The 21,187-nt window shown below is 43.2% G+C and carries 21 protein-coding genes; 18 read left to right on the forward strand and 3 right to left on the reverse strand.

What is annotated here, in order from left to right; all coding sequences use genetic code 11:
* Positions 1 to 13: 13 nt before the first annotated feature.
* The 11 genes from nusA (at position 14) to NST62_RS04135 (ending at position 10,857) form a co-directional block, all read left to right on the forward strand.
* Positions 14 to 1,165, forward strand: coding sequence for a transcription termination factor NusA (gene nusA, locus NST62_RS04085; protein ID WP_141601599.1), 1,152 nt, complete (start codon positions 14 to 16; stop codon positions 1,163 to 1,165).
* A 77-nt stretch (positions 1,166 to 1,242) separates the two neighbouring features.
* Complete coding sequence (locus tag NST62_RS04090) at positions 1,243 to 1,530, forward strand: YlxR family protein (protein ID WP_141601600.1); 288 nt, start codon at positions 1,243 to 1,245, stop codon at positions 1,528 to 1,530.
* A complete protein-coding gene (locus NST62_RS04095) occupies positions 1,523 to 1,849 on the forward strand; it encodes a YlxQ family RNA-binding protein (protein WP_141601601.1) in 327 nt (108 codons plus the stop codon). Before NST62_RS04090 ends, NST62_RS04095 begins: the two co-directional genes overlap by 8 nt.
* On the forward strand, positions 1,846 to 4,050 hold the full coding sequence (infB, locus tag NST62_RS04100) for a translation initiation factor IF-2 (protein WP_141601602.1): 2,205 nt from the start codon (positions 1,846 to 1,848) through the stop codon (positions 4,048 to 4,050). Before NST62_RS04095 ends, infB begins: the two co-directional genes overlap by 4 nt.
* The gene (locus NST62_RS04105; protein WP_141601603.1) at positions 4,047 to 4,325 is read left to right on the forward strand and encodes a DUF503 domain-containing protein; all 279 of its coding nucleotides are present in this window, start codon (positions 4,047 to 4,049) and stop codon (positions 4,323 to 4,325) included. Before infB ends, NST62_RS04105 begins: the two co-directional genes overlap by 4 nt.
* Positions 4,326 to 4,435: 110 nt before the next feature.
* Entirely contained in the window at positions 4,436 to 4,786 is a 351-nt protein-coding gene (gene rbfA / locus NST62_RS04110) for a 30S ribosome-binding factor RbfA (protein ID WP_141601604.1), read from the forward strand.
* 80 nt (positions 4,787 to 4,866) lie between these two features.
* Positions 4,867 to 5,778 (forward strand): tRNA pseudouridine(55) synthase TruB, encoded by a 912-nt coding sequence (gene truB / locus NST62_RS04115; protein ID WP_141601605.1) that lies wholly within the window; start codon positions 4,867 to 4,869, stop codon positions 5,776 to 5,778.
* 12 nt (positions 5,779 to 5,790) lie between these two features.
* Positions 5,791 to 6,738, forward strand: a complete 948-nt coding sequence (gene ribF, locus NST62_RS04120) for a riboflavin biosynthesis protein RibF (RefSeq protein ID WP_141601606.1) — start codon at positions 5,791 to 5,793, stop codon at positions 6,736 to 6,738.
* 130 nt (positions 6,739 to 6,868) lie between these two features.
* Complete coding sequence (gene rpsO / locus NST62_RS04125; protein ID WP_141601607.1) at positions 6,869 to 7,138, forward strand: 30S ribosomal protein S15; 270 nt, start codon at positions 6,869 to 6,871, stop codon at positions 7,136 to 7,138.
* A gap of 189 nt (positions 7,139 to 7,327) precedes the next feature.
* Complete coding sequence (gene pnp, locus NST62_RS04130; RefSeq protein WP_141601608.1) at positions 7,328 to 9,454, forward strand: polyribonucleotide nucleotidyltransferase; 2,127 nt, start codon at positions 7,328 to 7,330, stop codon at positions 9,452 to 9,454.
* Positions 9,455 to 9,603: 149 nt separating this feature from the next.
* Complete coding sequence (locus tag NST62_RS04135) at positions 9,604 to 10,857, forward strand: pitrilysin family protein (RefSeq protein ID WP_328215085.1); 1,254 nt, start codon at positions 9,604 to 9,606, stop codon at positions 10,855 to 10,857.
* A gap of 189 nt (positions 10,858 to 11,046) precedes the next feature.
* Here NST62_RS04135 and NST62_RS04140 read toward each other — a convergent pair whose 3' ends face one another.
* From NST62_RS04140 to NST62_RS04150, 3 genes are read right to left on the reverse strand one after another with little or no spacing between them, the layout of a single operon-like run.
* On the reverse strand, positions 11,047 to 11,673 hold the full coding sequence (locus tag NST62_RS04140; RefSeq protein WP_141601610.1) for an ABC-2 transporter permease: 627 nt from the start codon (positions 11,671 to 11,673) through the stop codon (positions 11,047 to 11,049).
* Complete coding sequence (locus NST62_RS04145) at positions 11,670 to 12,518, reverse strand: ABC transporter ATP-binding protein (RefSeq protein WP_328215087.1); 849 nt, start codon at positions 12,516 to 12,518, stop codon at positions 11,670 to 11,672. The genes NST62_RS04140 and NST62_RS04145 overlap by 4 nt, the downstream gene beginning before the upstream one ends.
* A complete protein-coding gene (locus NST62_RS04150; RefSeq protein ID WP_141601612.1) occupies positions 12,515 to 12,895 on the reverse strand; it encodes a GntR family transcriptional regulator in 381 nt (126 codons plus the stop codon). The genes NST62_RS04145 and NST62_RS04150 overlap by 4 nt, the downstream gene beginning before the upstream one ends.
* A gap of 148 nt (positions 12,896 to 13,043) precedes the next feature.
* On the opposite strand from NST62_RS04150, the gene NST62_RS04155 reads away from it, so the two are divergent.
* The 7 genes from NST62_RS04155 (at position 13,044) to NST62_RS04185 (ending at position 20,917) form a co-directional block, all read left to right on the forward strand.
* The gene (locus tag NST62_RS04155; protein ID WP_141601613.1) at positions 13,044 to 13,307 is read left to right on the forward strand and encodes a YlmC/YmxH family sporulation protein; all 264 of its coding nucleotides are present in this window, start codon (positions 13,044 to 13,046) and stop codon (positions 13,305 to 13,307) included.
* Entirely contained in the window at positions 13,304 to 14,086 is a 783-nt protein-coding gene (locus NST62_RS04160; protein WP_141601614.1) for a dipicolinate synthase subunit A, read from the forward strand. Before NST62_RS04155 ends, NST62_RS04160 begins: the two co-directional genes overlap by 4 nt.
* Positions 14,080 to 14,676, forward strand: a complete 597-nt coding sequence (locus NST62_RS04165) for a dipicolinate synthase subunit B (RefSeq protein ID WP_141601615.1) — start codon at positions 14,080 to 14,082, stop codon at positions 14,674 to 14,676. The genes NST62_RS04160 and NST62_RS04165 overlap by 7 nt, the downstream gene beginning before the upstream one ends.
* A gap of 88 nt (positions 14,677 to 14,764) precedes the next feature.
* Positions 14,765 to 15,802, forward strand: a complete 1,038-nt coding sequence (locus NST62_RS04170; RefSeq protein WP_141601616.1) for an aspartate-semialdehyde dehydrogenase — start codon at positions 14,765 to 14,767, stop codon at positions 15,800 to 15,802.
* 12 nt (positions 15,803 to 15,814) lie between these two features.
* A complete protein-coding gene (gene dapA, locus NST62_RS04175; protein ID WP_141601617.1) occupies positions 15,815 to 16,696 on the forward strand; it encodes a 4-hydroxy-tetrahydrodipicolinate synthase in 882 nt (293 codons plus the stop codon).
* A 163-nt stretch (positions 16,697 to 16,859) separates the two neighbouring features.
* Positions 16,860 to 18,527 (forward strand): ribonuclease J, encoded by a 1,668-nt coding sequence (locus NST62_RS04180; RefSeq protein WP_342463163.1) that lies wholly within the window; start codon positions 16,860 to 16,862, stop codon positions 18,525 to 18,527.
* A 98-nt stretch (positions 18,528 to 18,625) separates the two neighbouring features.
* Positions 18,626 to 20,917 (forward strand): DNA translocase FtsK, encoded by a 2,292-nt coding sequence (locus tag NST62_RS04185; protein ID WP_141601619.1) that lies wholly within the window; start codon positions 18,626 to 18,628, stop codon positions 20,915 to 20,917.
* The last annotated feature ends 270 nt before the right edge of the window (positions 20,918 to 21,187 follow it).

The raw sequence follows: 21,187 nt of genomic DNA on the forward strand, positions 1-21,187 counted from the left end.
GTGAAAAGAAACGATGAGCAGTGAATTACTAGAAGCTTTAAATGCTCTGGAACAGCAAAAAGGCATTTCAAGGGAAGTATTGGTGGAAGCGATCGAAGCTGCACTGGTTACGGCTTATAAACGCAATTTCAATCAAGCGCAAAATGTCCGCATCGATTTTAATCAGGAAACTGGGGAAATTAAAGTTTTTTCAAGAAAAGAAGTCGTTGAGGAAGTGGAAGATCCGCGATTGCAAATATCGCTGGAAGAAGCCAGAAAAATCAACAGTGTTTATGAACCTGGCGATATCATCGAACAGGAAGTGACACCCCGCAACTTCGGACGTATTGCCGCGCAAACGGCTAAGCAAGTCGTAACCCAACGTGTCCGCGAAGCGGAAAGAACGGTAATCTATGAAGAATTCGTGGATCGCACGGATGATATCATCAACGGGATCATCGAAAGAAAAGATGCCCGTAATGTTTATATCAATCTTGGGAGAGTAGAAGCGGCGCTGCCGGTACATGAACAAATACCGGGAGAAGAATATAAACCTCAACAACGCATCCGTGTTTACATTACAAAAGTAGAAAAAACGACCCGCGGGCCACAGATTATCGTATCCCGGACGCATCCCGGTTTACTCCGCAGATTATTTGAAATGGAGGTTCCGGAAATTTACGATGGAATTGTAGAAATAAAATCCATCGCCCGTGAAGCAGGAGATCGTTCCAAAATCTCCGTCTACGCCCATGATCCCGAAGTGGATGCAGTAGGTGCCTGCGTCGGTACAAAGGGAGCACGCGTACAAGCCATTGTCAACGAATTAAATGGTGAAAAAATCGATATTGTTGAATGGTCAGAAGATCCTGTCATTTTTGTTGCCAATGCGCTAAGTCCATCAAAAGTGCTGGATGTCATTGTCAATGAAGAAGAAAAATCGACGACGGTCATCGTTCCGGATTATCAACTATCCCTTGCCATCGGAAAACGCGGACAAAACGCAAGACTTGCTGCAAAATTGACTGGCTGGAAAATCGATATTAAAAGCGAGTCCGAGGCCCGCGAATTAGGCATCTATCCAAATGAAAACAGCCCTCTTCTCAAAAAAGAAGAAGAGGAAGAAGACGAAACTTCCTTCGAGCAAATTGATCTCTATCAAAATGTTGAAGTCGATGAAGAATAAATTGATATGATTTTCTAAGATTTTCTTGATTAAAAAAATCGCTTAAAATGGAATGCGTATGAGGGAAGGTGATCTGCGTGCCAACGAAAAGAAAAGTTCCTTTGCGCCGTTGCGTCGTTACTGGTGAATCGTTTCCGAAAAAAGAATTGCTTCGCATTGTCCGTACGAAAGAAGGAGAGGTATTTGTAGATCCGACCGGAAAGAAATCCGGCCGCGGCGCCTATGTCTCCAAATCGGAAGAAGTTGTCGAGAAGGCGCGTAAAAGCAAGGTGTTGGAACGCCATTTAGATGTAAAAATTCCGGACGAAATTTATGATGAGTTAATACGGCTTATTCGCAGGGAGCAGCTGTTGAAAAATGAATAAAACAAGAATTCTGCAATTGTTGGGATTGGCGACAAGAGCGCGGAAAGTCGTTTCCGGCGAAGAACTGGTTGTCAAAGAAATTCAAGGCGGCAATGCGAAGCTCGTAATTCTTTCTTCGGATGCAGCCTACAATTCAAGAAAAAAAATACAAGACAAATGCACGTTTTATAATGTTGAGTGCCATATATTCGGCAATCGCTACGAGCTGGGGCATGCGATTGGAAAAGAAGCCAGGGTTGTCATAGCCATTACCGACCAAGGCTTTGCCAAAAAAATGTCCAGCCTACTCAGCGAAAATTCATCGGGGGTGAGCAAATGACCAAAATGAGAGTTCATGAATATGCCAAGAAAGTGAATCGACCTAGCAAGGAAGTTATTGAAGAATTAAAAAAATTAAACATAAATGTTTCAAACCACATGTCTACGCTTAACGGAGAAGAGGTAGCGAAACTGGATGCAATCTTCAGCACACATGAAAGCGATGAACATGTGAAAAAGGCTGAAGGAAAACATAGACCAAAACAGCCGCAACATAAAGACGTAAAAAGAAAAGAGCAATCTCAAAAGAAAGAAGAAGATCATGACGACCATCACGATGTTCACGTTTCTTTTGAAAAAATAAAAAGGAACAAAGCGGCGAAAGAACAGGATGGTCTCCATCATTCAAAAAATAAAGGCCCACAACGCAAAAAACCCGGCATTCATGGAGGAAAACGCCAAAAATCCAAACAGCAGCAGCCTCAACAGCCAGTAAAAAAAGAACTTCCGGAAAAGATCACTTTCTATGAATCTTTAACGGTTGCGGAACTTGCAAAAAAATTGCACCGGGAACCTTCGGAAATCATTAAAAAGCTTTTCATGCTCGGTATCATGGCGACAATTAACCAATCCCTTGACAAAGACGCCATTGAATTGGTTTGCGCAGATTATGGCGTGGAAGTGGAAGAAGAGGTACGGATCGATAAAACGGATTTGAATATTTATTTCGAAGAAAAAGATCCGGAAGAAGAATTGGTGGAACGTCCTCCGGTCGTAACGATCATGGGTCACGTTGACCACGGAAAAACGACGACATTGGACGCAATCCGGCACACAAGAGTGACGGAAGGGGAAGCCGGGGGCATAACACAACATATCGGTGCATATCAAGTAGATATTAACGGAAAGAAAATCACTTTCCTTGATACGCCAGGCCACGAAGCATTTACAACAATGCGTGCGAGAGGTGCGCAAATCACGGATATCGTTGTACTTGTTGTGGCAGCCGATGACGGTGTCATGCCACAAACAGTGGAAGCCATTAACCACGCAAAAGCGGCGAATGTTCCAATCATTGTGGCGGTCAATAAAATTGACAAACCGACAGCAAACCCTCAGCGCGTCATGCAAGAATTAACCGAATACGGACTAGTTCCTGAAGACTGGGGCGGGGATACAATTTACGTGCCTATCTCTGCATTGAAAGGCGAAGGAATTGACCAGCTGTTGGAAATGATTTTGCTCGTCGCGGAAGTTTCTGAATTAAAAGCAAATCCAAACCGCCGGGCAATCGGTACGGTAATCGAAGCCCGCTTGGACAAAGGCCGCGGTTCTGTAGCCACATTGCTGGTGCAAAACGGTACATTGCGAGTAGGCGATCCGATCGTGGTCGGAAATACGTTTGGCCGCGTCCGTGCAATGGTCAATGATTTAGGCCGCCGCGTAAAAGAAGCCACACCTGCAACACCGGTGGAAATTACGGGATTGCATGAGGTTCCTCAGGCAGGTGACCGTTTCGTAGTCTTTGAAGATGAAAAAACGGCACGGGAAATCGGGGAAGCGCGTGCGCAAATGGCAATACAGGCAAGCCGTGCCCAAAAAGCACGCATTACTTTGGATAACTTGTTCGAACAAATGTCCCAAGGGGATATTAAAGAGCTGAACATTATCATCAAAGCGGACGTACAAGGTTCTGTAGAAGCGTTGGCTTCCTCATTGATGAAAATCGATGTGGAAGGGGTAAAAGTAAAAATTATCCATACTGGCGTAGGAGCGATTACGGAATCCGATATCAGCCTGGCAGCAGCTTCCAATGCGATTGTGATCGGCTTTAACGTACGTCCTGATGCCAATGCTAAACGGGCAGCGGAAGAAGAAGGCGTGGAAATTCGCCTGCACCGCATCATTTATAAAGTAATCGAAGAAATTGAATCTGCCATGAAAGGATTGCTTGATCCGGAATATCAAGAAAAAGTCATCGGTCAGGCGGAAGTGCGTCAAGCAATCAAAATCTCCAAAGTGGGTACAATTGCAGGTTCTTACGTGACTGATGGCAAAATCACCCGTGATGCCAACGTCCGTGTCATCCGTGATGGAATTGTCATTTACGAAGGGGAACTTGCATCTTTAAAACGCTTCAAAGACGATGTAAAAGAGGTTGTCAAAGGCTTCGAGTGCGGTATGCAAATTAAAAACTTCAACGATATTAAAGAAGGCGACATCATCGAGGCCTACGTAATGGAAGAAATTGAGCGAAAATGATTGTCTACTTGGAAGCGGAATTTGTGATTCCGGATGCCCATTCGTTAAAAGAGAAGCGTGCAGTTCTCCAAAGGATGATATCGAGAACAAGACAAAGATTTAACGTATCTGTTGCGGAAATCGATCATCAGGACGTGTGGCAGCGGACAAAAATTGCCGTGGTGACCGTTGCCTCATCCCGTTCCGCGGCGGATCGGGAAATCGATCATGTAATCGAATTTTTGGAATCGAATCCAACATGGGAGCTGTTGGAATTATCCCGGGAATATTTATAAGGGATAATTTTTCGGATTCCAACTAAAATAACGATAACACTATCAAGAAAAGTAGATAAAAGTACATGAACCTGTACTTTTACTCTGCTTTCTTAAAAGAGGTGACATTTATGTCTCTGCGTGCAAATCGTGTTGCTGAACAGATAAAAAAAGAGCTGGGCGACATCATCGGCCGAAAATTGAAGGATCCCCGCCTTGGATTTGTTACCGTAACGGATGTCGAAGTGACAGGCGATCTTCAACAGGCCACGATTTATATTTCGACTTTAGGAACTGATGAAGAACGGGAAGAAACGTTAAAAACATTGGAAAGGGCGAAAGGGTTTATCCGTTCCGAAATCGGCCATCGCATTCGCCTGCGAAAAACTCCTGAAATTACGTTCAAATTTGATTCATCTATAGAATATGGCAACAAAATTGAACAGCTTTTACGTTCCATCAAGGAAGACGAAGAAGCGTAAACCGATATCGACAAAAAGCCTGCGACTGCATAACGTTACATGCAGGTAGGCTTTTTTTATTGAAGTCTGGGGGGATTCAAGTGGACGGAATTTTGCCATTATGGAAAGAGAGTGGTTTAACAAGCCACGACTGTATTGTTCAACTCCGAAAAATATTAAAAACAAAGAAAATAGGCCATACGGGGACCCTTGATCCGGGAGTCGAAGGAGTATTGCCGATTTGTATCGGACAAGCGACGAAAATCTCTGAATATTTAATGGACGCGGGCAAAACATACGAAGCATATGTATCCATCGGCCGTTCCACGACTACGGAAGATGCCGAGGGAGAGACGGTGGAAGAAGATGCGACTTACAAAAGGATCACCAGAGATCAATTGCTAAAGGTGTTATCAAAATTGACCGGCGAAATCGAACAAATTCCCCCAATGTATTCGGCCGTAAAGGTAAAGGGAGTCAAACTTTATGAATATGCGAGGAAAGGAATTGAAATAGAGCGTCCATCCAGAAAAGTGACCATTTACAAACTGGAGCTCCTTGATGAACGGGAACTGTTTGAAGGGCAAGAGATCAAATTTAAAATCCGTGTAAAATGCAGCAAAGGTACGTACATTCGCACGCTTGCAGTAAAAATTGGAGAATTGCTGGGATATCCTAGCCATATGGCTTCTCTTGTCAGAACCGCGTCAGGGAATTTTACGAAACAGGATTGCGTGACTCTTCGGGAAGTTGAAAAAGCTGCGGAAGAAGGCAGGGTCCGACAGCTTCTCCTTCCCATTGAAAAAGCCTTATCCGCTTATCCTTTCATTGAAATGGATGCTTCGATGGAGAAAAAAATTTGCAATGGACAAATTTTGAAACTCCATTCATTATTAAAAAAGAATGACAAAATTGTTTTTTGCCGTAACGGGAAGGCGATTGCCGTATATACGAAACATCCTGAGAAGCCGGGGCTCATGAAACCGGAAAAGATGTTTCCAAATAATTTCTAGGAGGACAAATGAATGAACGTAATCCATTTAAAATATCCGTATCAATTAGATAAAGTAGATCCTTCCACTTCCTATTCCCTGGCGGTCGGCTTTTTTGATGGGGTACATAAAGGACACCAAGTGGTTATAAAAACTGCGATGGAAAAGGCGAGAGAGCTAAATGTCAAAAGTGCCGTAATGACTTTTGACCCCCACCCTTCCATTGTATTGGGAAACAGCAATGAAAAAATCTTTTATATTACTCCTCTCCCGTTGAAATTGGAAATTTTGGAAGAAATGGGAGTTGACACAACATTTGTTGTTCAATTCACTTCCGATTTTGCCAAACTCTCACCGGAAGAATTTATCCAATATTTTATACGCGACTTGAATATCAAACATGTCACGGCAGGTTTTGATTTTTCATTCGGCGCTTTTGGAAAAGGAAATATGGAGTTAATGAAAAAATTGTCCCGGGGGGATTTTGGAGTGACAGTCGTGGATAAGCAAATAGAAGATGGGGAAAAAATCTCTTCCACCCGCATCCGGAAATGTTTAAGGGAAGGGGACATGGAAACGGTCCATCAATTATTGGGCCGTCCTTATCAAGTTCCGGGAATTGTTGTACAAGGTGATAAAAGGGGCCGTACCATCGGCTTTCCTACTGCCAATATTCAATCAAAGGAAGGATGTTTTATTCCGAAAGTAGGCGTGTATGCCGTAAAAGTGCTTGTACAAAATCAACTTTATAACGGCATCTGCAATGTAGGTTTTAAACCGACCTTTAAAAACCCCGAAGAAAAGCAATTAACAATTGAAGTGCACATTTTGGATTTTCAAAAAAATATTTATGGAGAAGAAGTGAAAGTTTATTGGTATAAACGGCTTCGGGACGAACAAAAATTTGATGGCATCGAATCCTTGAAAGCCCAGATTACCCGCGACAAAGAGCAGGCCATTGAATTTTTTTCAAAAAAATAATTTGCTTCATTCATTGAATTGTGATATTATCATTCAGTGAATGAAAATTATTACATTCCTTAGCTCGGCATACCGACTCTCCGACGGTTGACTGTGCTAAAGGAGTAATAAAAAAATAGGAGGAAGCATAATGGCTATTTCAAAAGAACGCAAAAACGAAATCATCAAAGAATTCCAAACTCACGAAGGAGACACTGGATCTCCGGAAGTGCAAATTGCAATTTTAACAGAAGAAATCCGCGTATTAAACGATCACTTGGCGGTTCATAAAAAAGACTTCCATTCTCAACGCGGTCTTCTTAAAAAAGTTGGACGCCGCCGTCATTTATTGAAATATTTGCGCGAAAAAGACGTTCAACGTTACCGTGCATTAATTGAAAAATTAGGTCTTCGTCGATAATAAAAAGCGGGGTATTCTCCCGCTTTTTATTTATCCAAAAAACAGTACGAAAGAAAGGAACAATTAATGTAAAATTACCATAATTTAATTGAAAATGTTTAGCATAGAAATTGCTTTTTTGATACACTTACTAATGGTATCACCATCATCATGTCGGTTGTCTTCAAGAAGAAAGGAGAGATTCATTCTATGACCGAAAAGAAAGTCTATCGATATGACTGGGCCGGACGCCCATTAATCATCGAAGTCGGTCAATTGGCAAAACAGGCCAATGGCGCTGTCCTCGTCCGCTACGGAGAATCGGCAGTGCTTTGTACGGCAACGATGTCCAAAGAACCGAAAGCTTTGGATTTTTTCCCTCTCACAGTAAACTATGAGGAGCGGTTATATGCCGCAGGAAAAATTCCTGGGGGCTTTATAAAACGCGAAGGACGTCCATCCGAACATGCCATCCTGGTATCCCGTTTGATTGACCGTCCAATTCGCCCGATGTTCCCGGACGGCTTCCGCAATGAGGTTCAAATTATTTCAATCGTCATGTCTTCCGATCCGGATTGTCCGACAGAAGTGGCCGCATTGGTTGGTTCATCATTGGCGCTTTCCATTTCGGATATTCCGTTCAATGGACCGATTGCAGGCGTGAATGTGGGATATGTCGACGGACAATTTGTCATCAATCCTGATGTAGCTCAATCCGAGAAAAGTAAAATTCATTTAACGGTGGCGGGAAATAAAGATGCCATCAATATGGTGGAAGCCGGAGCGCAAGAAGTGCCGGAAGAAACAATGCTCGAAGCCATTATGTTTGGCCATGAAGAAATTAAAAAATTAATTCAGTTCCAGGAACAAATTGTCGCGGAAGTCGGCAAAGAAAAAATCGAAGTGGAATTGTTCGAAATCGATGCCGAGCTTGAAAAAGCGGTCAGAGAAATGTGCGAAGAAGATATGATCGCCGCAATCCAAACAGTGGAGAAATTGGCCCGCGAAGAAGCCATCGAAGAAGTAAAACAAAGAGTGATTGCCCATTACGAAGAACAGGAAGCGGAAGAAGATACACTTAAACAAGTGAATATGGTATTAGATAAAATCCTGAAAGAAGAAGTGCGGCGCTTAATTACAGTGGAAAAAGTGCGCCCGGATGGACGCAAAGTCAACGAAATCCGGCCTCTTTCATCAGAAGTCGGTCTTTTGCAGCGCGCCCATGGTTCCGGTCTGTTCACCCGCGGCCAAACGCAAGTGCTTTCCATTTGTACGTTAGGTCCATTAGGCGATGTGCAAATTATCGACGGATTAGGCTTGGAAGAATCAAAACGCTTCATGCACCATTATAATTTCCCTCCATTTTCGGTTGGCGAAACTGGTCCAATGCGTGGTCCCGGCCGACGCGAAATCGGTCATGGTGCATTAGGTGAACGTGCATTGCTCCCTGTCATTCCGGATGAAAAAGAATTCCCATATGCCATCCGATGTGTGTCTGAAGTATTGGAATCCAACGGTTCTACTTCACAAGCATCCATTTGTGCCAGCACCCTTGCGATGATGGACGCCGGAGTGCCAATTAAAGCGCCGGTTGCAGGAATTGCGATGGGGCTTGTGAAAAACGGCGAAAATTATACCATTTTAACGGACATCCAAGGCATTGAAGACCATCTTGGAGATATGGACTTTAAAGTGGCCGGAACGGAAAAAGGTGTTACAGCTTTACAAATGGATATTAAAATTGACGGCTTATCCCGCGAAATCCTGGAAGAAGCGTTGTTGCAAGCGAGAGAGGGCCGTATGATCATTTTGGAACACATGAAACAAACGCTTGCAGAACCGCGCAAACAAGTTTCCAAATATGCGCCAAAAATCATTTCCATTAAAATTAATCCGGAAAAAATCCGCGATGTTATTGGTTCCGGAGGCAAAACGATTAATCGGATCATCGATGAAACAGGCGTTAAAATCGATACCGAACAAGATGGTACAATTTACATTTCATCCGTGAATGAAGAAATGAACTTGCGTGCGAAAGAAATCATCGAAGAAATCGTCCGTGAAGCGAAAGTCGGCGAATATTACCTCGCGACAGTAAAACGGATTGAACGTTTCGGAGCATTCTGTGAACTCTTCCCTGGAAAAGACGGATTATTGCATATTTCCGAAATCCAGGAAGAACGGACAAACCGCGTCGAAGATGTGCTTAAAGTGGGAGATAAAGTGCTTGTAAAAGTCATCGATATCGATGACCAAGGACGCATCAACTTGTCCAGAAAAGTGGTAATCAAAGAGGACAGGGAACGTGCAAAACTAAAATCGAATTCAAAACGATAAGAAGCTGAGAGGTTGTAAGGAAGGGGAACAACCTCTTTTTATTTTGGTTAATTTAGCAAAAAACTTTTCATATTCTTGAATATTTTGTAAAGTAAGTAGTAGTTTTGATAAAGAAACTACATGAAAAGGTAATAGAAAGAGGTTGAAAATTGGTTAGCGTTTATACTTGCCAAAACGGCGTAAGGATTGTATATGAACATATTCCATATATCCGTTCCATTTCTGTGGGAATTTGGGTAGGAGCGGGTTCCCGTTTTGAATTGCCGGAAGAAAATGGCATTACCCATTTTATTGAGCATATGCTCTTTAAAGGGACTTCCACCCGCACAGCAAGGCAAATTGCCGAAGAGTTTGACCGCATCGGCGGAGAATTGAATGCGTTTACAACGAAAGAAAATACATGCTATTACGCAAAAGTGCTGAATCATCATGGAATATTGGCCATTGATATATTGGCGGATATGTTTTTCCATTCAGTTTTCGAAAAAAATGAATTGGAAAAAGAGCGTCAAGTGGTGTTGGAGGAAATTTTAATGAGCGAGGATGCCCCGGATGACGATATTCATGAACGGTTATGGAGGGTCATGTACCCTGATGATGCCCTGGGACTTCCCATCTTGGGAACAAAGGAAACCCTTCAAACATTTGATCGGAATATGATTCAAAACTATATGGATAAACATTATTATCCTAAAAATGTCGTCATTTCCCTCGCTGGAAATATTTCAAAGGAATTATTGTTACATATCGAATCGCTGTTTGGGCATTTCGAGCCATCCGAAAAGGCTGTGCCTCTCCATTTGACATATCCGAAGTTTCATTCCGGCCATTTCGTCAAAGAAAGGGATGTGGAGCAGTCCCATATTGCAATGAGCTATCCCGCCATCAGTGTAAAAGACCAAAATTATTTCAGCTTTATCGCATTAAATAACATCATTGGAGGCAACATGTCCTCGCGCCTTTTCCAGGAAGTCAGGGAGGAAAAAGGATTGGCTTATACCATCTACTCCTATCCTTCCTGTTATATGGATGTCGGGGCAATTACCATTTACGGAAGCACCAATAATCAGCAATTATCCATTTTGCATGAAACGATCGTCAAATCCATCGAAAAAATAAAAAGGGATGGTGTGACTGAAGGGGAACTGGAGAATGGGAAAGAGCAGCTGAAAGCAAGCTTCCTGCTCAATATGGAAAGCATGACGAACCGGATGACGCGGAACGGGAAAAACGAGCTGATTTTTGGCCGTCATCTGACAATCGACGAAATCATCGAAAAGATCGAGGCGATTTCCATGGATTCCGTGACGGCGCTCATCCAAAAGATTTTTTCCGTTGAACCGGCGGTGGCCATCATCGGGCAGGATGTCCAAAATTATGAAAGAAAAATTGTCAATGCATGAAAGAAGAGGCTGTCCGGAAAGCATGAAACTTTCAGGGCAGCCTTACTTATTATAATAGTAAATTTTTTTAATCTTTGCCCCCGTTACGGCCGCATGAACCGCGCCAACCCGCTGCGGGCGACAAAAGGGGTGGCGCTGGCCGCAAAGGAAGGACGTTTCACAATGCAATATCAGACGAACGCTTCCATGCTAAAACTCTTTGTTCTTCAGAATGGAAACGGAAAGTTTATAGGACAAATAGAAAAGAATTGCTGCAACCGGCAAAGAAATGAGACTGATTAAGTCAATGAACTCAATTAACCGTACAACTATATTCCCATTGGAAAAGACATTTACGGCAATCACCGGGATAAAAATGGAAGCCAGTATAAAAATACGCCCTTTTTGAATTCCGAATTTAATGATTACTGGAATGATAATCCCCAATATAATAAGCAGACTGGAGCCGACAATGCTTAAAATTAGAAAGGTTTCTTTCAGCGCAATAGCGGATCCGGCCATTATATTCGTAATCAAGGATACAGGCAAGATGATTAAGACGATGAAGAAAAGCAGAATTAAGCTCAAAATATATTTGCTTTTTACGATATCGGCTTTTTTGACCGGCAGAGTATAGACAAACCGGTACCAATTGCTTGTTTCATCATAGCCAAGGAGCATATTGATTTGCGTTATGCATAGAACGCTGAGAAAAACCGTCAGCAATCCAGGGTCTCCAAAAAAGAAAGAAGCGATGAAAAATAACACTGTTAAGATTGCCATTAAGTTCTTTTGATAGAACATCACATACAAATCTTTCAAAATAAGCGCTCTCATGGATGAACCCCTTTCACGAAAAATAACATGATATCTTCAATGGTCGGCTTATCAAGCGTAAAGGCGCTGTTTACTTCTTTGCGATTCACCAAAATCTCGATGCCAAAAGCATTTTTCCGCATGCGAATTTTCGCATGTTCCGGCAGTTCCATGGATTGCTCGATGGTTCCTTTCCAAATGCCGTAGTCGTACAACAATTCGTCTTTATTTTTGCTGAAGACGATTTCCCCGTCATGAATGAAGGTGATGTAATCGGCAATTTTCTCCAAATCCGATGTAATATGGGTGGAGAATAAAATGCTGTTATCTTCATCCTGCATGAACTCCATGAACAGATCCAGGATTTCATCCCTTACAATCGGATCAAGCCCGCTTGTCGGTTCATCCAAAATTAACAATTTGGGATGATGGGAGAGAGCGATCGCAATGGATAATTTCATCCTCATCCCCCTGGAAAGCTGTTTAATCGGCTTTTTAAAGGGGATTTTAAATCGTTTTAATAAATCGGCGTAGTAAGCTTCATCCCAACGGTCGAAGATTTTTTCCAAAATGTTGTTGATATGGGTTGCATGCAATGTGTCCGGTATATAGAGTTCATCAAACACGACGCCAATGTGTTCCTTTATGGTTGTTTCATGTTCTGAATGGTCAAGGCCAAAAATCTTGATTTCCCCGTGCTCCTTTTTTAACAAATTTAAAAGGCATTTAATCGTCGTTGTCTTTCCGGCGCCGTTTTCTCCGACGAATCCCATAATGGTGCCGGCTGGCAATTGGAAAGAAACATCTTTTAATTGGAATTGAGGAAATGATTTCTTCAGATTCGTCACTTCGATAGCATTCGTCATTCCAATTCCTCCTCCACTAACATCGACAAAAGGTCAATTAATTCATTTCCCTTGATTCCCGCAAGCTTTGCCGTTTGAACAGCCTTTAATAAATGTTCCTCCGTTTGGCGAAGCAATTCCTCCCGCAAAAACTCCTGGTTCCGTTCCGCGACAAAACTTCCTTTTCCGGCAAAAGTGACGATAAATCCGTCCCGTTCCAAATCCGCATAGGCTCTCTTTGTCGTCATCACGCTGATTTTCAGCTCTTTTGCCAGACTGCGGATGGAGGGAAGCGGATCCCCGGGTTTCAATATTCCTGTGATGATTGCCTTTTTGATTTGTTCTGAAATTTGTTCATAAATCGGTTTGTCGCTTGCGTTAGTTAATTTTATATCCATGAAGTCACCACCATACGGATATACAACTGTGTATATACAGTATATACAGTTGTAACGGAATGTGTCAATCAAAAGTTTTAGAACGATATGGGCACCTAACGGATTTTCAATGCATATAGTACTAATAGGCTCTTAGAGGAGGGAATGGATGCTATTATCGGAGCTTGCCGAAAAAGAGTTGATTGAAATGGAAAATGGGATTCGCTACGGCTATTTATCCGAGACGGAATGCATTTTTGATCCAAAAACAGGAAAAATTTTGGGTTTCGAACTAATTGAACCTTCCCGTATGCCCTTTCACCGAAAAAAAAGCGCGTCTTTATTTATCCCTTGGGAAGAAATCTATTTGATTGGGGAAGATCGGATTTTGTTTCGCAAAGCATTCAATACAAGAAGGCATTATGACGGATGAAAAACGAAAAATGGCTTGTCATTGGAACAGATGCCCGATTAAAGATACTTGCTAAGAAGTTGAGCGGCCCTGAACGGACGGTATTTTACAAAAGCAGGACGGCCTGGGACCATGAGCTGAACCAGCTCGCGCTTTCGGAACGGCCGGACTATATTGTGCTCCCAATCCAGCCATTGAAAATCGAGGCGCCAGCCGTATTGGGTTTAAACGATGCCATTGTTTTTTGCGGAAAGACAAACAGCGAATGGAAAGAAATTATAAAAGACAACACAGTTTACTATTATCTGGAAGATGAAGAATTTATTTGGCAAAATGCGCTGTTGACGGCTGAAGCCTTTGTCGCGACCTTTTATCAGACGAAACAGGCCATTTCGGGAAAACGGTTCATTATTACCGGTTTTGGCCGGGTAGCGAAAACGCTTGGCCACTTGTTGAGAAGCATAGGCGCCGAAGTCGTGATTGCCGTAAGGAGCGATGTGCAATTAAACGAGGCAAAAGCTTTCCGCTATGAAGTGTCCTATTTGGCGGATTTGGGGGAAATCAAGGCGGATTATTTTATCAATACGATTCCTGCAAAATGGCTGGATAGCGGTATGAATGAACAAATTCGCATGCCGGTTTATGATTTGGCCTCCTATCCTGGTTGTTTGCAGGATGGGGTTGAACGGGATAATTACGAATTATTGCCGGCGCTGCCGGGGAAATTTTTCCCGAATGACGCGGCAAACATTTTATATAATTCGATTGTGGGACAATTAAGGAGGAGAAAATCTTGCTGAAAGGTAAAAAAATTGGGCTTGGCATCACTGCATCCCATTGCACATATGAAGATGTCGTTCCGAAAATCACCGATCTCCGCAAAGCCGGAGCAGAGGTCATTCCGATTGTGACCCACTCGGTGCTGACAGCGGTCACTCGTTTCGGTTCCGGGGAAGAGTGGGTGAAAAAAATTGAGGAATTGGCGGGAAATAAAGTTGTATCGACGATTGTGGAAGCAGAACCATTCGGGCCGAAAAATCCCCTTGATTGCATGGTCATTGCGCCGATGACTGGAAACTCCATCAGCAAATTTGCCAATGCTGCCACAGACAGCCCCGTGTTAATGGCGGCAAAAGCGACTTTAAGAAACGGAAATCCCGTCGTCATCGGAATTTCCACAAATGATGCCCTCGGCTTAAACGGCGTCAATATCATGAAATTATTGAACTCAAAAAATATTTACTTCATTCCTTTCGGCCAAGATGACCCATTCAATAAACCTACTTCCTTAATTGCGGACTTTTCAAAAATGGTGGACACGGTCGTGCATGCAATTCACTACAAAAAGCAGCTTCAGCCGTTATTTATTCAATACCATAAAGAAAATTAATTTTTATCACACAATTCAGTAAAATTATGATAAAATTTTCATCATTATATGAAGTTTATTTCGTAATCATTGGGAGGAGATTTGTGTAATGGCAAAACAATATACGGTAGCGATTGTAGGTGCAACAGGTGCAGTCGGTACTAAAATGAAAGAACAATTACTTAAAAGAAAATTTCCAATTAAAGATATAAAATTTTTGGCATCTGCCCGTTCAGCGGGGAAAGAAATTGATTTCGGAGGAAAGACTTACAAAATAGAAGAAGCGACGCCGGAAGCGTTTGAAGGGGTTGATGTAGCCCTCTTTTCGGCCGGGGGCTCCGTTTCCGCAAAACTCGCTCCTGAAGCGGTAAAACGTGGCACTGTAGTCATTGATAATACGAGCCATTTCCGCATGGATCCGGATGTGCCATTGGTGGTCCCTGAAGTCAACCGCGAAGATTTGAAAAAACATAATGGAATCATTGCCAATCCGAACTGTTCAACAATCCAGATGGTTGTGGCATTAAAACCAATTCATGATCAATTGGGGCTAAAACGGGTAATCGTTTCCACTTACCAGGCGGTTTCAGGTGCAGGAATGTCCGCTATTGAAGAACTTCGCGTACAAAGCGGAGAATGGGAAAAAGGAAAAGATGTAGAGGCAAAAGTATTGCCTGTCAAGTCGGAACCAAAACATTATCCAATCGCGCGCAATGTCATTCCTCAAATCGATGTGTTTACAGAAAACGGCTTTACAAAAGAAGAAATGAAAATGATTAACGAAACGAAAAAAATCATGCACTTGCCTGATTTGCCAGTAGCGGCAACTTGTGTGAGGGTACCGGTTGTCATCGGGCATTCTGAATCTGTGTATATCGAAACAGAAAAAGAAGCAAATGTACAAGACATCTTTAATATTTTGAAAAACGCACCTGGTGTTGTATTGCAGGATGATATTCACAACCAGGATTATCCGATGCCTATTTTTGTGGACGGAGAAGACCCGGTATATGTAGGAAGAATCCGTAAAGACTTGTTCCAACCAAACGGCTTCCATTTATGGATTGTTGCGGATAACCTATTGAAAGGTGCTGCCTTGAATTCAATCCAAATCGCCGAGGCAATGATTGAGGATAACTTACTTTAAGGGGTGTTAGATTTGGATTTAGGTAGGATCGCTACTGCCATGGTAACGCCGTTTCGCGATGATGGCGGAATCGATTTTGAAACGGCCGGGAAATTGATAGAGCATTTGCTGGCAAACGGAACCGATTCGATCGTCGTCTGCGGAACAACAGGCGAATCGCCTACATTGTCAAAGGAAGAGAAACTTGAACTTATCCGGTTTACTGTTGAAAAAGTGAATAAACGGGTTCCTGTCATCGCAGGAACGGGATCTTACGATACGAAAGAAACCATTGAGCTGACGAAAAAAGTGGAGGGCCTCGGCGTGGACGGGGTCATGCTGGTAGCTCCCTACTACAACAAACCCAACCAAAGGGGACTTTATGCGCATTTCGAGGCAGTAGCAAAAGAAACGGTTTTGCCAATTGTCCTCTACAATGTACCGGGGCGCACAAGTTCGAATATTGAAGCAGCCACAACGATTGCATTGAGCAAAATACCTAATATCCAAGTCGTAAAAGAAGCAAGTGGAAATTTAGATCAAATGGCTGAAATATTGGCAAATACAGATGATGATTTTCTGGTATACAGCGGCGACGATGCATTGACGCTGCCTTTGCTGGCAATCGGAGGACGGGGTGTCATCTCTGTTGCCTCCCATGTTGTCGGAAAAGAGATGCAGGCAATGATCCGCGCTTTTGAAGAAGGCAGACACGATGTTGCGGCGAAAATCCATCAGACTCTTCTGCCCCTATTTAAACAACTTTTTAAAAGTCCGAATCCGGTCCCAATCAAGTATGCGCTTGGCAAAGTCGGTTTTCATATAGAAAAAGTCCGTTTGCCGTTGGTGGAAATGACAGATGACGAGAAACGCCAATTCGACCGGGTTTGGGAACAAGTGAAGCAAAAACTGTGATGGCCTGTTGCCCGAACAATTCATCATGAATTGTTTGGGTGCAAGGCCTTTTTTTATTTTAAAAGCGTTGAAATACCATTTTTTATTTGTACTTCCTGGAATCTCAACGTATAATGATAATTAAATGGTTGTGCGTTCGGGATAAAAATTAGGAGGAAAGAATGTGATTAAAACAAAAAATGAAGTAATTCGTATTATCCCACTGGGAGGAGTGGGAGAAATCGGTAAAGCAATGTACGTCATAGAAATCGATGGCGAGCTCTTTATTGTCGATAGCGGATTAATGTTCCCGGAAGATGAGATGCTTGGTATTGACATCGTCATTCCGGATTTTACTTACTTGGTGGAAAACAAAGAGCGGGTTAAAGGCATTTTCCTCACCCATGGCCACGAAGATGCCATCGGTTCCATTGCCTATGTACTGCAAAAAATTAATGCGCCTGTGTACGGATCGAAATTGACAATTGCCCTGGCAAAAGAACATTTGAAGGAATTGCCTGCACCGCATCAAGTGAAATTCTTTGAAGTGACAAACAAGAGCCGGATGAATTTCCAATCAACCTATGTGACTTTCTTCCATACAACACACAGTATTCCGGATTCGCTTGGAATCGTGTTCCATACTTCGGAAGGAGCAATTGTGTTTACCGGCGAGTTCAAATTTGACCAATCGGCAGAAGGAAAATTCAAGCCGGACCTTGCAAAAATGGCGCAATTGGGCGAGGAGGGGGTATTTATTCTCCTTTCCGAATCGACGGAAGCGGAGCGGCCTGGCTATACGACCAGTGAAACGGTGATCGAAGATAAATTGGCGAAAGTCTTCCATTCATCTCCTGCCCGCATTATTGTTGCAGTATATGCATCCAACTTTATCCGCATTCAACAAGTGTTCAATCAGGCGCAAAAATCCAACCGGAAAGTGGCTATCGTCGGAAAGAGTCTTGAAAAAGTCATCGATATCGGCGTGAAACTTGGGTATTTAACGATTGATGAAGATACGTTAATTCCGATCACAGAAATCAATAAATATAACGACGATGAATTGATCATCATCGTTACAAGCAATCAAGGGGAGCCTCTCGATGCCCTTGATAAAATCGTCCGAAAACAACATCGCGATCTTCGCATCAAAGACACGGATACCGTGCTGATTACTTTTACACCGTCGCCGGGAATGGAAGTACAAATGGCCAATGCGATGAATAATCTTGCCAAGGCCGGTGCAACGGTGTTGACGGCCGATAAAAAGGTCCATGTTTCCGGACATGGCAGCCAAGAAGATTTAAAACTCATGTTAAACTTAATGAAACCAAAATACTTTATCCCGATCCAAGGCGAATACCGGATGTTGATCGCCCATTCCAAATTGGCACAACAAGTGGGAATCGATAAATCTCGAATTTTTATTGCGGACAAAGGCGATGTTGTAGAATATCGGAATGGAAAAATGCGCATAAGCGGAAAAGTGCAGGCAGGCAATGTCCTGATCGACGGAAGCGGCGTTGGCGATGTCGGCAACATCGTGTTAAGGGATCGAAAATTATTGTCCCAGGACGGCATCTTTATTGTCGTTGTAACACTGAACCGCTCCCAGAAGCGAATCGCTTCCGGTCCGGAAATCATTTCCCGCGGCTTCGTTTATGTCCGGGAATCGGAAGAATTGATTTCGGAGGCGACGAAGCTTGCCCGGGAATGCATTGAAAAATACGTCAATAAAGAAGCTTATGAATGGACGAATATTAAACAGGAAATCCGGGAAACGCTCAGCGCATATTTGTTCCAAAAAACGAAACGTCGACCAATGATAATTCCAATTATTATGGAATATTAAAATTACTAAAGCGGACAGGATTTTCTTCACCGCCAGGCGGTAAAGGAAATCCTGTTTCTCATACTGTTGATTGTTGTTTGAAAAGTAGGTGAAACCATATGGCAAAGAAGAAAACGAGAGCGAGAGCGAAAACGAAAGCCAAATCCGGCATGTCTCTCCTATATTTCGAAATCATTGGATTAATTTTGATCGGTTTTGCAATTGTCATCTTTTTTGAATATGGTTTTGTTGGCAAAACAGTGCAAAACATCTCGATGTTCTTACTTGGGAATTTATTCTTTGCCGTGCCGACATTTCTCGTTGTATTTGCCATTATGTTGATGGTGAAGCGTGAAAAAATTCCTTTTACCGACCGGATTGTACTTGGAACGGTCATTATTATTCTCAGTTTATCAATCTTCAGCCATAGCGTTCTGATCGAAGAATTATATAAACAAGATGCGCTGGAATCGAATTCTGTTCTGAAAGAAACTTGGCGCATCATGATAACCGATGAGGGGATTTTGCATAGAAGCAACGCATTGGGCGGTGGATTTATCGGGGCCCTGCTTTTCAGCATGTTCCACATTTTATTCGGATCAACAGGGACCCGGGTGATTTCTGTATTACTGTTCTTCATCGGGGGCATCCTGGTGACAGGAAAGGCGCTTGTTCCGGTGATTGCAGAAAAAATCCCGAGCATAAAAATAAAAATACCGAGAAAGAAACAACGGAAGCGACGTTCTCTCAATAAGGACGATGAGGATAAAAAACGAGCAAAATCCGAAGAACAAACGGTCTTTAATGAAATGGCCGTCGCGGATGAAGAACCGGTTCCTCTTTCAATGATGGAAGATGACGATATGGAGCATGAACCGATTATTTCAGACTTTACGCAAAACATCCAAAAATCCGGCGGAGAGCAGGAAGAAGAGGATGAAGAAACGATTGAAGAAACGATCCAGCAATCGGTTGAAAAAAATGTGGAAAATGAAGATTATCGCTTGCCCCCAATGAGTCTGTTAAATGTCCCGCCGGAGCACGATCAAAGCGGGGAATATTCGATTATTCAAGCGAACGCGAAAAAGCTGGAGCAAACCCTTTTGAGCTTTGGCGTAAAAGCGAAAGTTGTACAGGTTCATCTGGGGCCGGCCGTTACGAAATATGAGGTCATGCCGGATGTCGGGGTGAAAGTGAGCAAAATTGTCAATTTGCAGGATGATTTGGCCCTTGCCCTTGCGGCAAAAGACATTCGGATGGAGGCGCCGATTCCGGGGAAATCGGCCATCGGAATCGAAGTGCCGAACAGCGAAATTGCCGTAGTGACCTTAAGGGAAGTGCTGGAATCGAAGGAAAATAACAAGCCGGATTCGAAGCTTCTGATTGGATTTGGACGGGATATCGCGGGTCAGGCGATATTGGCCGAACTGGATAAGATGCCTCACTTGCTTGTCGCCGGGTCGACCGGCAGCGGAAAAAGCGTATGCATCAATGCAATCATTCTGTCCATTTTAATGAGGGCCAAACCCCATGAAGTCAAAATGATGTTAATCGACCCGAAAATGGTTGAACTCAGCGTTTATAACGGGATTCCTCATCTGCTTGCACCGGTTGTTACCGATCCGAAAAAGGCATCCCAGGCGCTCCAAAAAGTCGTCAGCGAAATGGAGAGACGCTACGATTTGTTCTCCCATACGGGAACCCGGAATATCAGGGGCTATAATAAATATGTCGATCGCTACAATAAAGAAAATGAAGAGCAGCTGCCAAAGCTGCCTTATATCGTGGTGATCATTGATGAGCTGGCGGATTTGATGATGGTGGCATCCCACGATGTGGAAGATGCCATTACAAGGTTGGCCCAAATGGCCCGGGCGGCCGGAATCCATCTGATTATCGCCACACAAAGACCATCCGTTGACGTCATAACCGGCGTCATTAAGGCGAATATCCCATCCCGTATTGCCTTTGCCGTATCGAGCGCAGTCGATTCCCGCACCATTCTCGATATGGGGGGAGCTGAGCGCCTGTTGGGACGGGGAGATATGCTGTTTATGCCTGCGGGTACATCCAAACCGATCCGCGTCCAAGGGGCATTTGTTTCCGACGAGGAAGTGCAGGCCGTTGTGGATTACGTCATTTCCCAGCAAAAAGCCCAGTATGATGAGGCAATGATTCCAACAGACGAACCGGAAAAGGCCTTCGAAGAGGAAACCGATGAATTATATGACGAAGCGGTAAAATTGGTGGTGGAAATGCAATCAGCGTCCATTTCCATGCTGCAGCGGCGCTTCCGGATCGGATATTCCCGTGCGGCGAGAATCATCGATCAAATGGAAGCCCGCGGCGTCGTCGGCCCCCCTGATGGAAGCCGTCCAAGACAAGTGTTGATTTCCAATTTCCAAGAATAATAAAAGAGCTGTCTGGAAAAATAAACTTTCCAGGCAGCTTCTTTGTTTGGTTTCATTACATTCTCAAAGTTAGAACAAATTCCCTATTGAATTTTAAAAGGCCATTGTTCTTTGCAATCCAATATGAATACTTCGTGATAAGCGGATTTGGAGCGATTCCGATTGAAAGGATTGAAACGCGGTGGAAGATGCGCCTGAGACTTGATGCAATCATAATTCGAGTTCTTTTTGATGCTTTCCGGAAAATTTTCTATTAAAATAAAAATGTTG

This window comes from Ureibacillus sp. FSL K6-8385 (assembly GCF_038593155.1).
GTDB classification, from domain to species: domain Bacteria; phylum Bacillota; class Bacilli; order Bacillales_A; family Planococcaceae; genus Ureibacillus; species Ureibacillus terrenus.

Coding starts and splice junctions, on each gene's coding strand:
- nusA (WP_141601599.1), top strand. CDS start 14: ATGAGCAGTGAATTACTAGAAGCTTTAAATGCTCTGGAACAGCAAAAA.
- NST62_RS04095 (WP_141601601.1), top strand. CDS start 1,523: ATGAATAAAACAAGAATTCTGCAATTGTTGGGATTGGCGACAAGAGCG.
- infB (WP_141601602.1), top strand. CDS start 1,846: ATGACCAAAATGAGAGTTCATGAATATGCCAAGAAAGTGAATCGACCT.
- NST62_RS04105 (WP_141601603.1), top strand. CDS start 4,047: ATGATTGTCTACTTGGAAGCGGAATTTGTGATTCCGGATGCCCATTCG.
- rbfA (WP_141601604.1), top strand. CDS start 4,436: ATGTCTCTGCGTGCAAATCGTGTTGCTGAACAGATAAAAAAAGAGCTG.
- ribF (WP_141601606.1), top strand. CDS start 5,791: ATGAACGTAATCCATTTAAAATATCCGTATCAATTAGATAAAGTAGAT.
- rpsO (WP_141601607.1), top strand. CDS start 6,869: ATGGCTATTTCAAAAGAACGCAAAAACGAAATCATCAAAGAATTCCAA.
- pnp (WP_141601608.1), top strand. CDS start 7,328: ATGACCGAAAAGAAAGTCTATCGATATGACTGGGCCGGACGCCCATTA.
- NST62_RS04140 (WP_141601610.1), bottom strand. CDS start 11,673: ATGAGAGCGCTTATTTTGAAAGATTTGTATGTGATGTTCTATCAAAAG.
- NST62_RS04145 (WP_328215087.1), bottom strand. CDS start 12,518: ATGACGAATGCTATCGAAGTGACGAATCTGAAGAAATCATTTCCTCAA.
- NST62_RS04150 (WP_141601612.1), bottom strand. CDS start 12,895: ATGGATATAAAATTAACTAACGCAAGCGACAAACCGATTTATGAACAA.
- NST62_RS04155 (WP_141601613.1), top strand. CDS start 13,044: ATGCTATTATCGGAGCTTGCCGAAAAAGAGTTGATTGAAATGGAAAAT.
- NST62_RS04160 (WP_141601614.1), top strand. CDS start 13,304: ATGAAAAACGAAAAATGGCTTGTCATTGGAACAGATGCCCGATTAAAG.
- NST62_RS04170 (WP_141601616.1), top strand. CDS start 14,765: ATGGCAAAACAATATACGGTAGCGATTGTAGGTGCAACAGGTGCAGTC.
- NST62_RS04185 (WP_141601619.1), top strand. CDS start 18,626: ATGGCAAAGAAGAAAACGAGAGCGAGAGCGAAAACGAAAGCCAAATCC.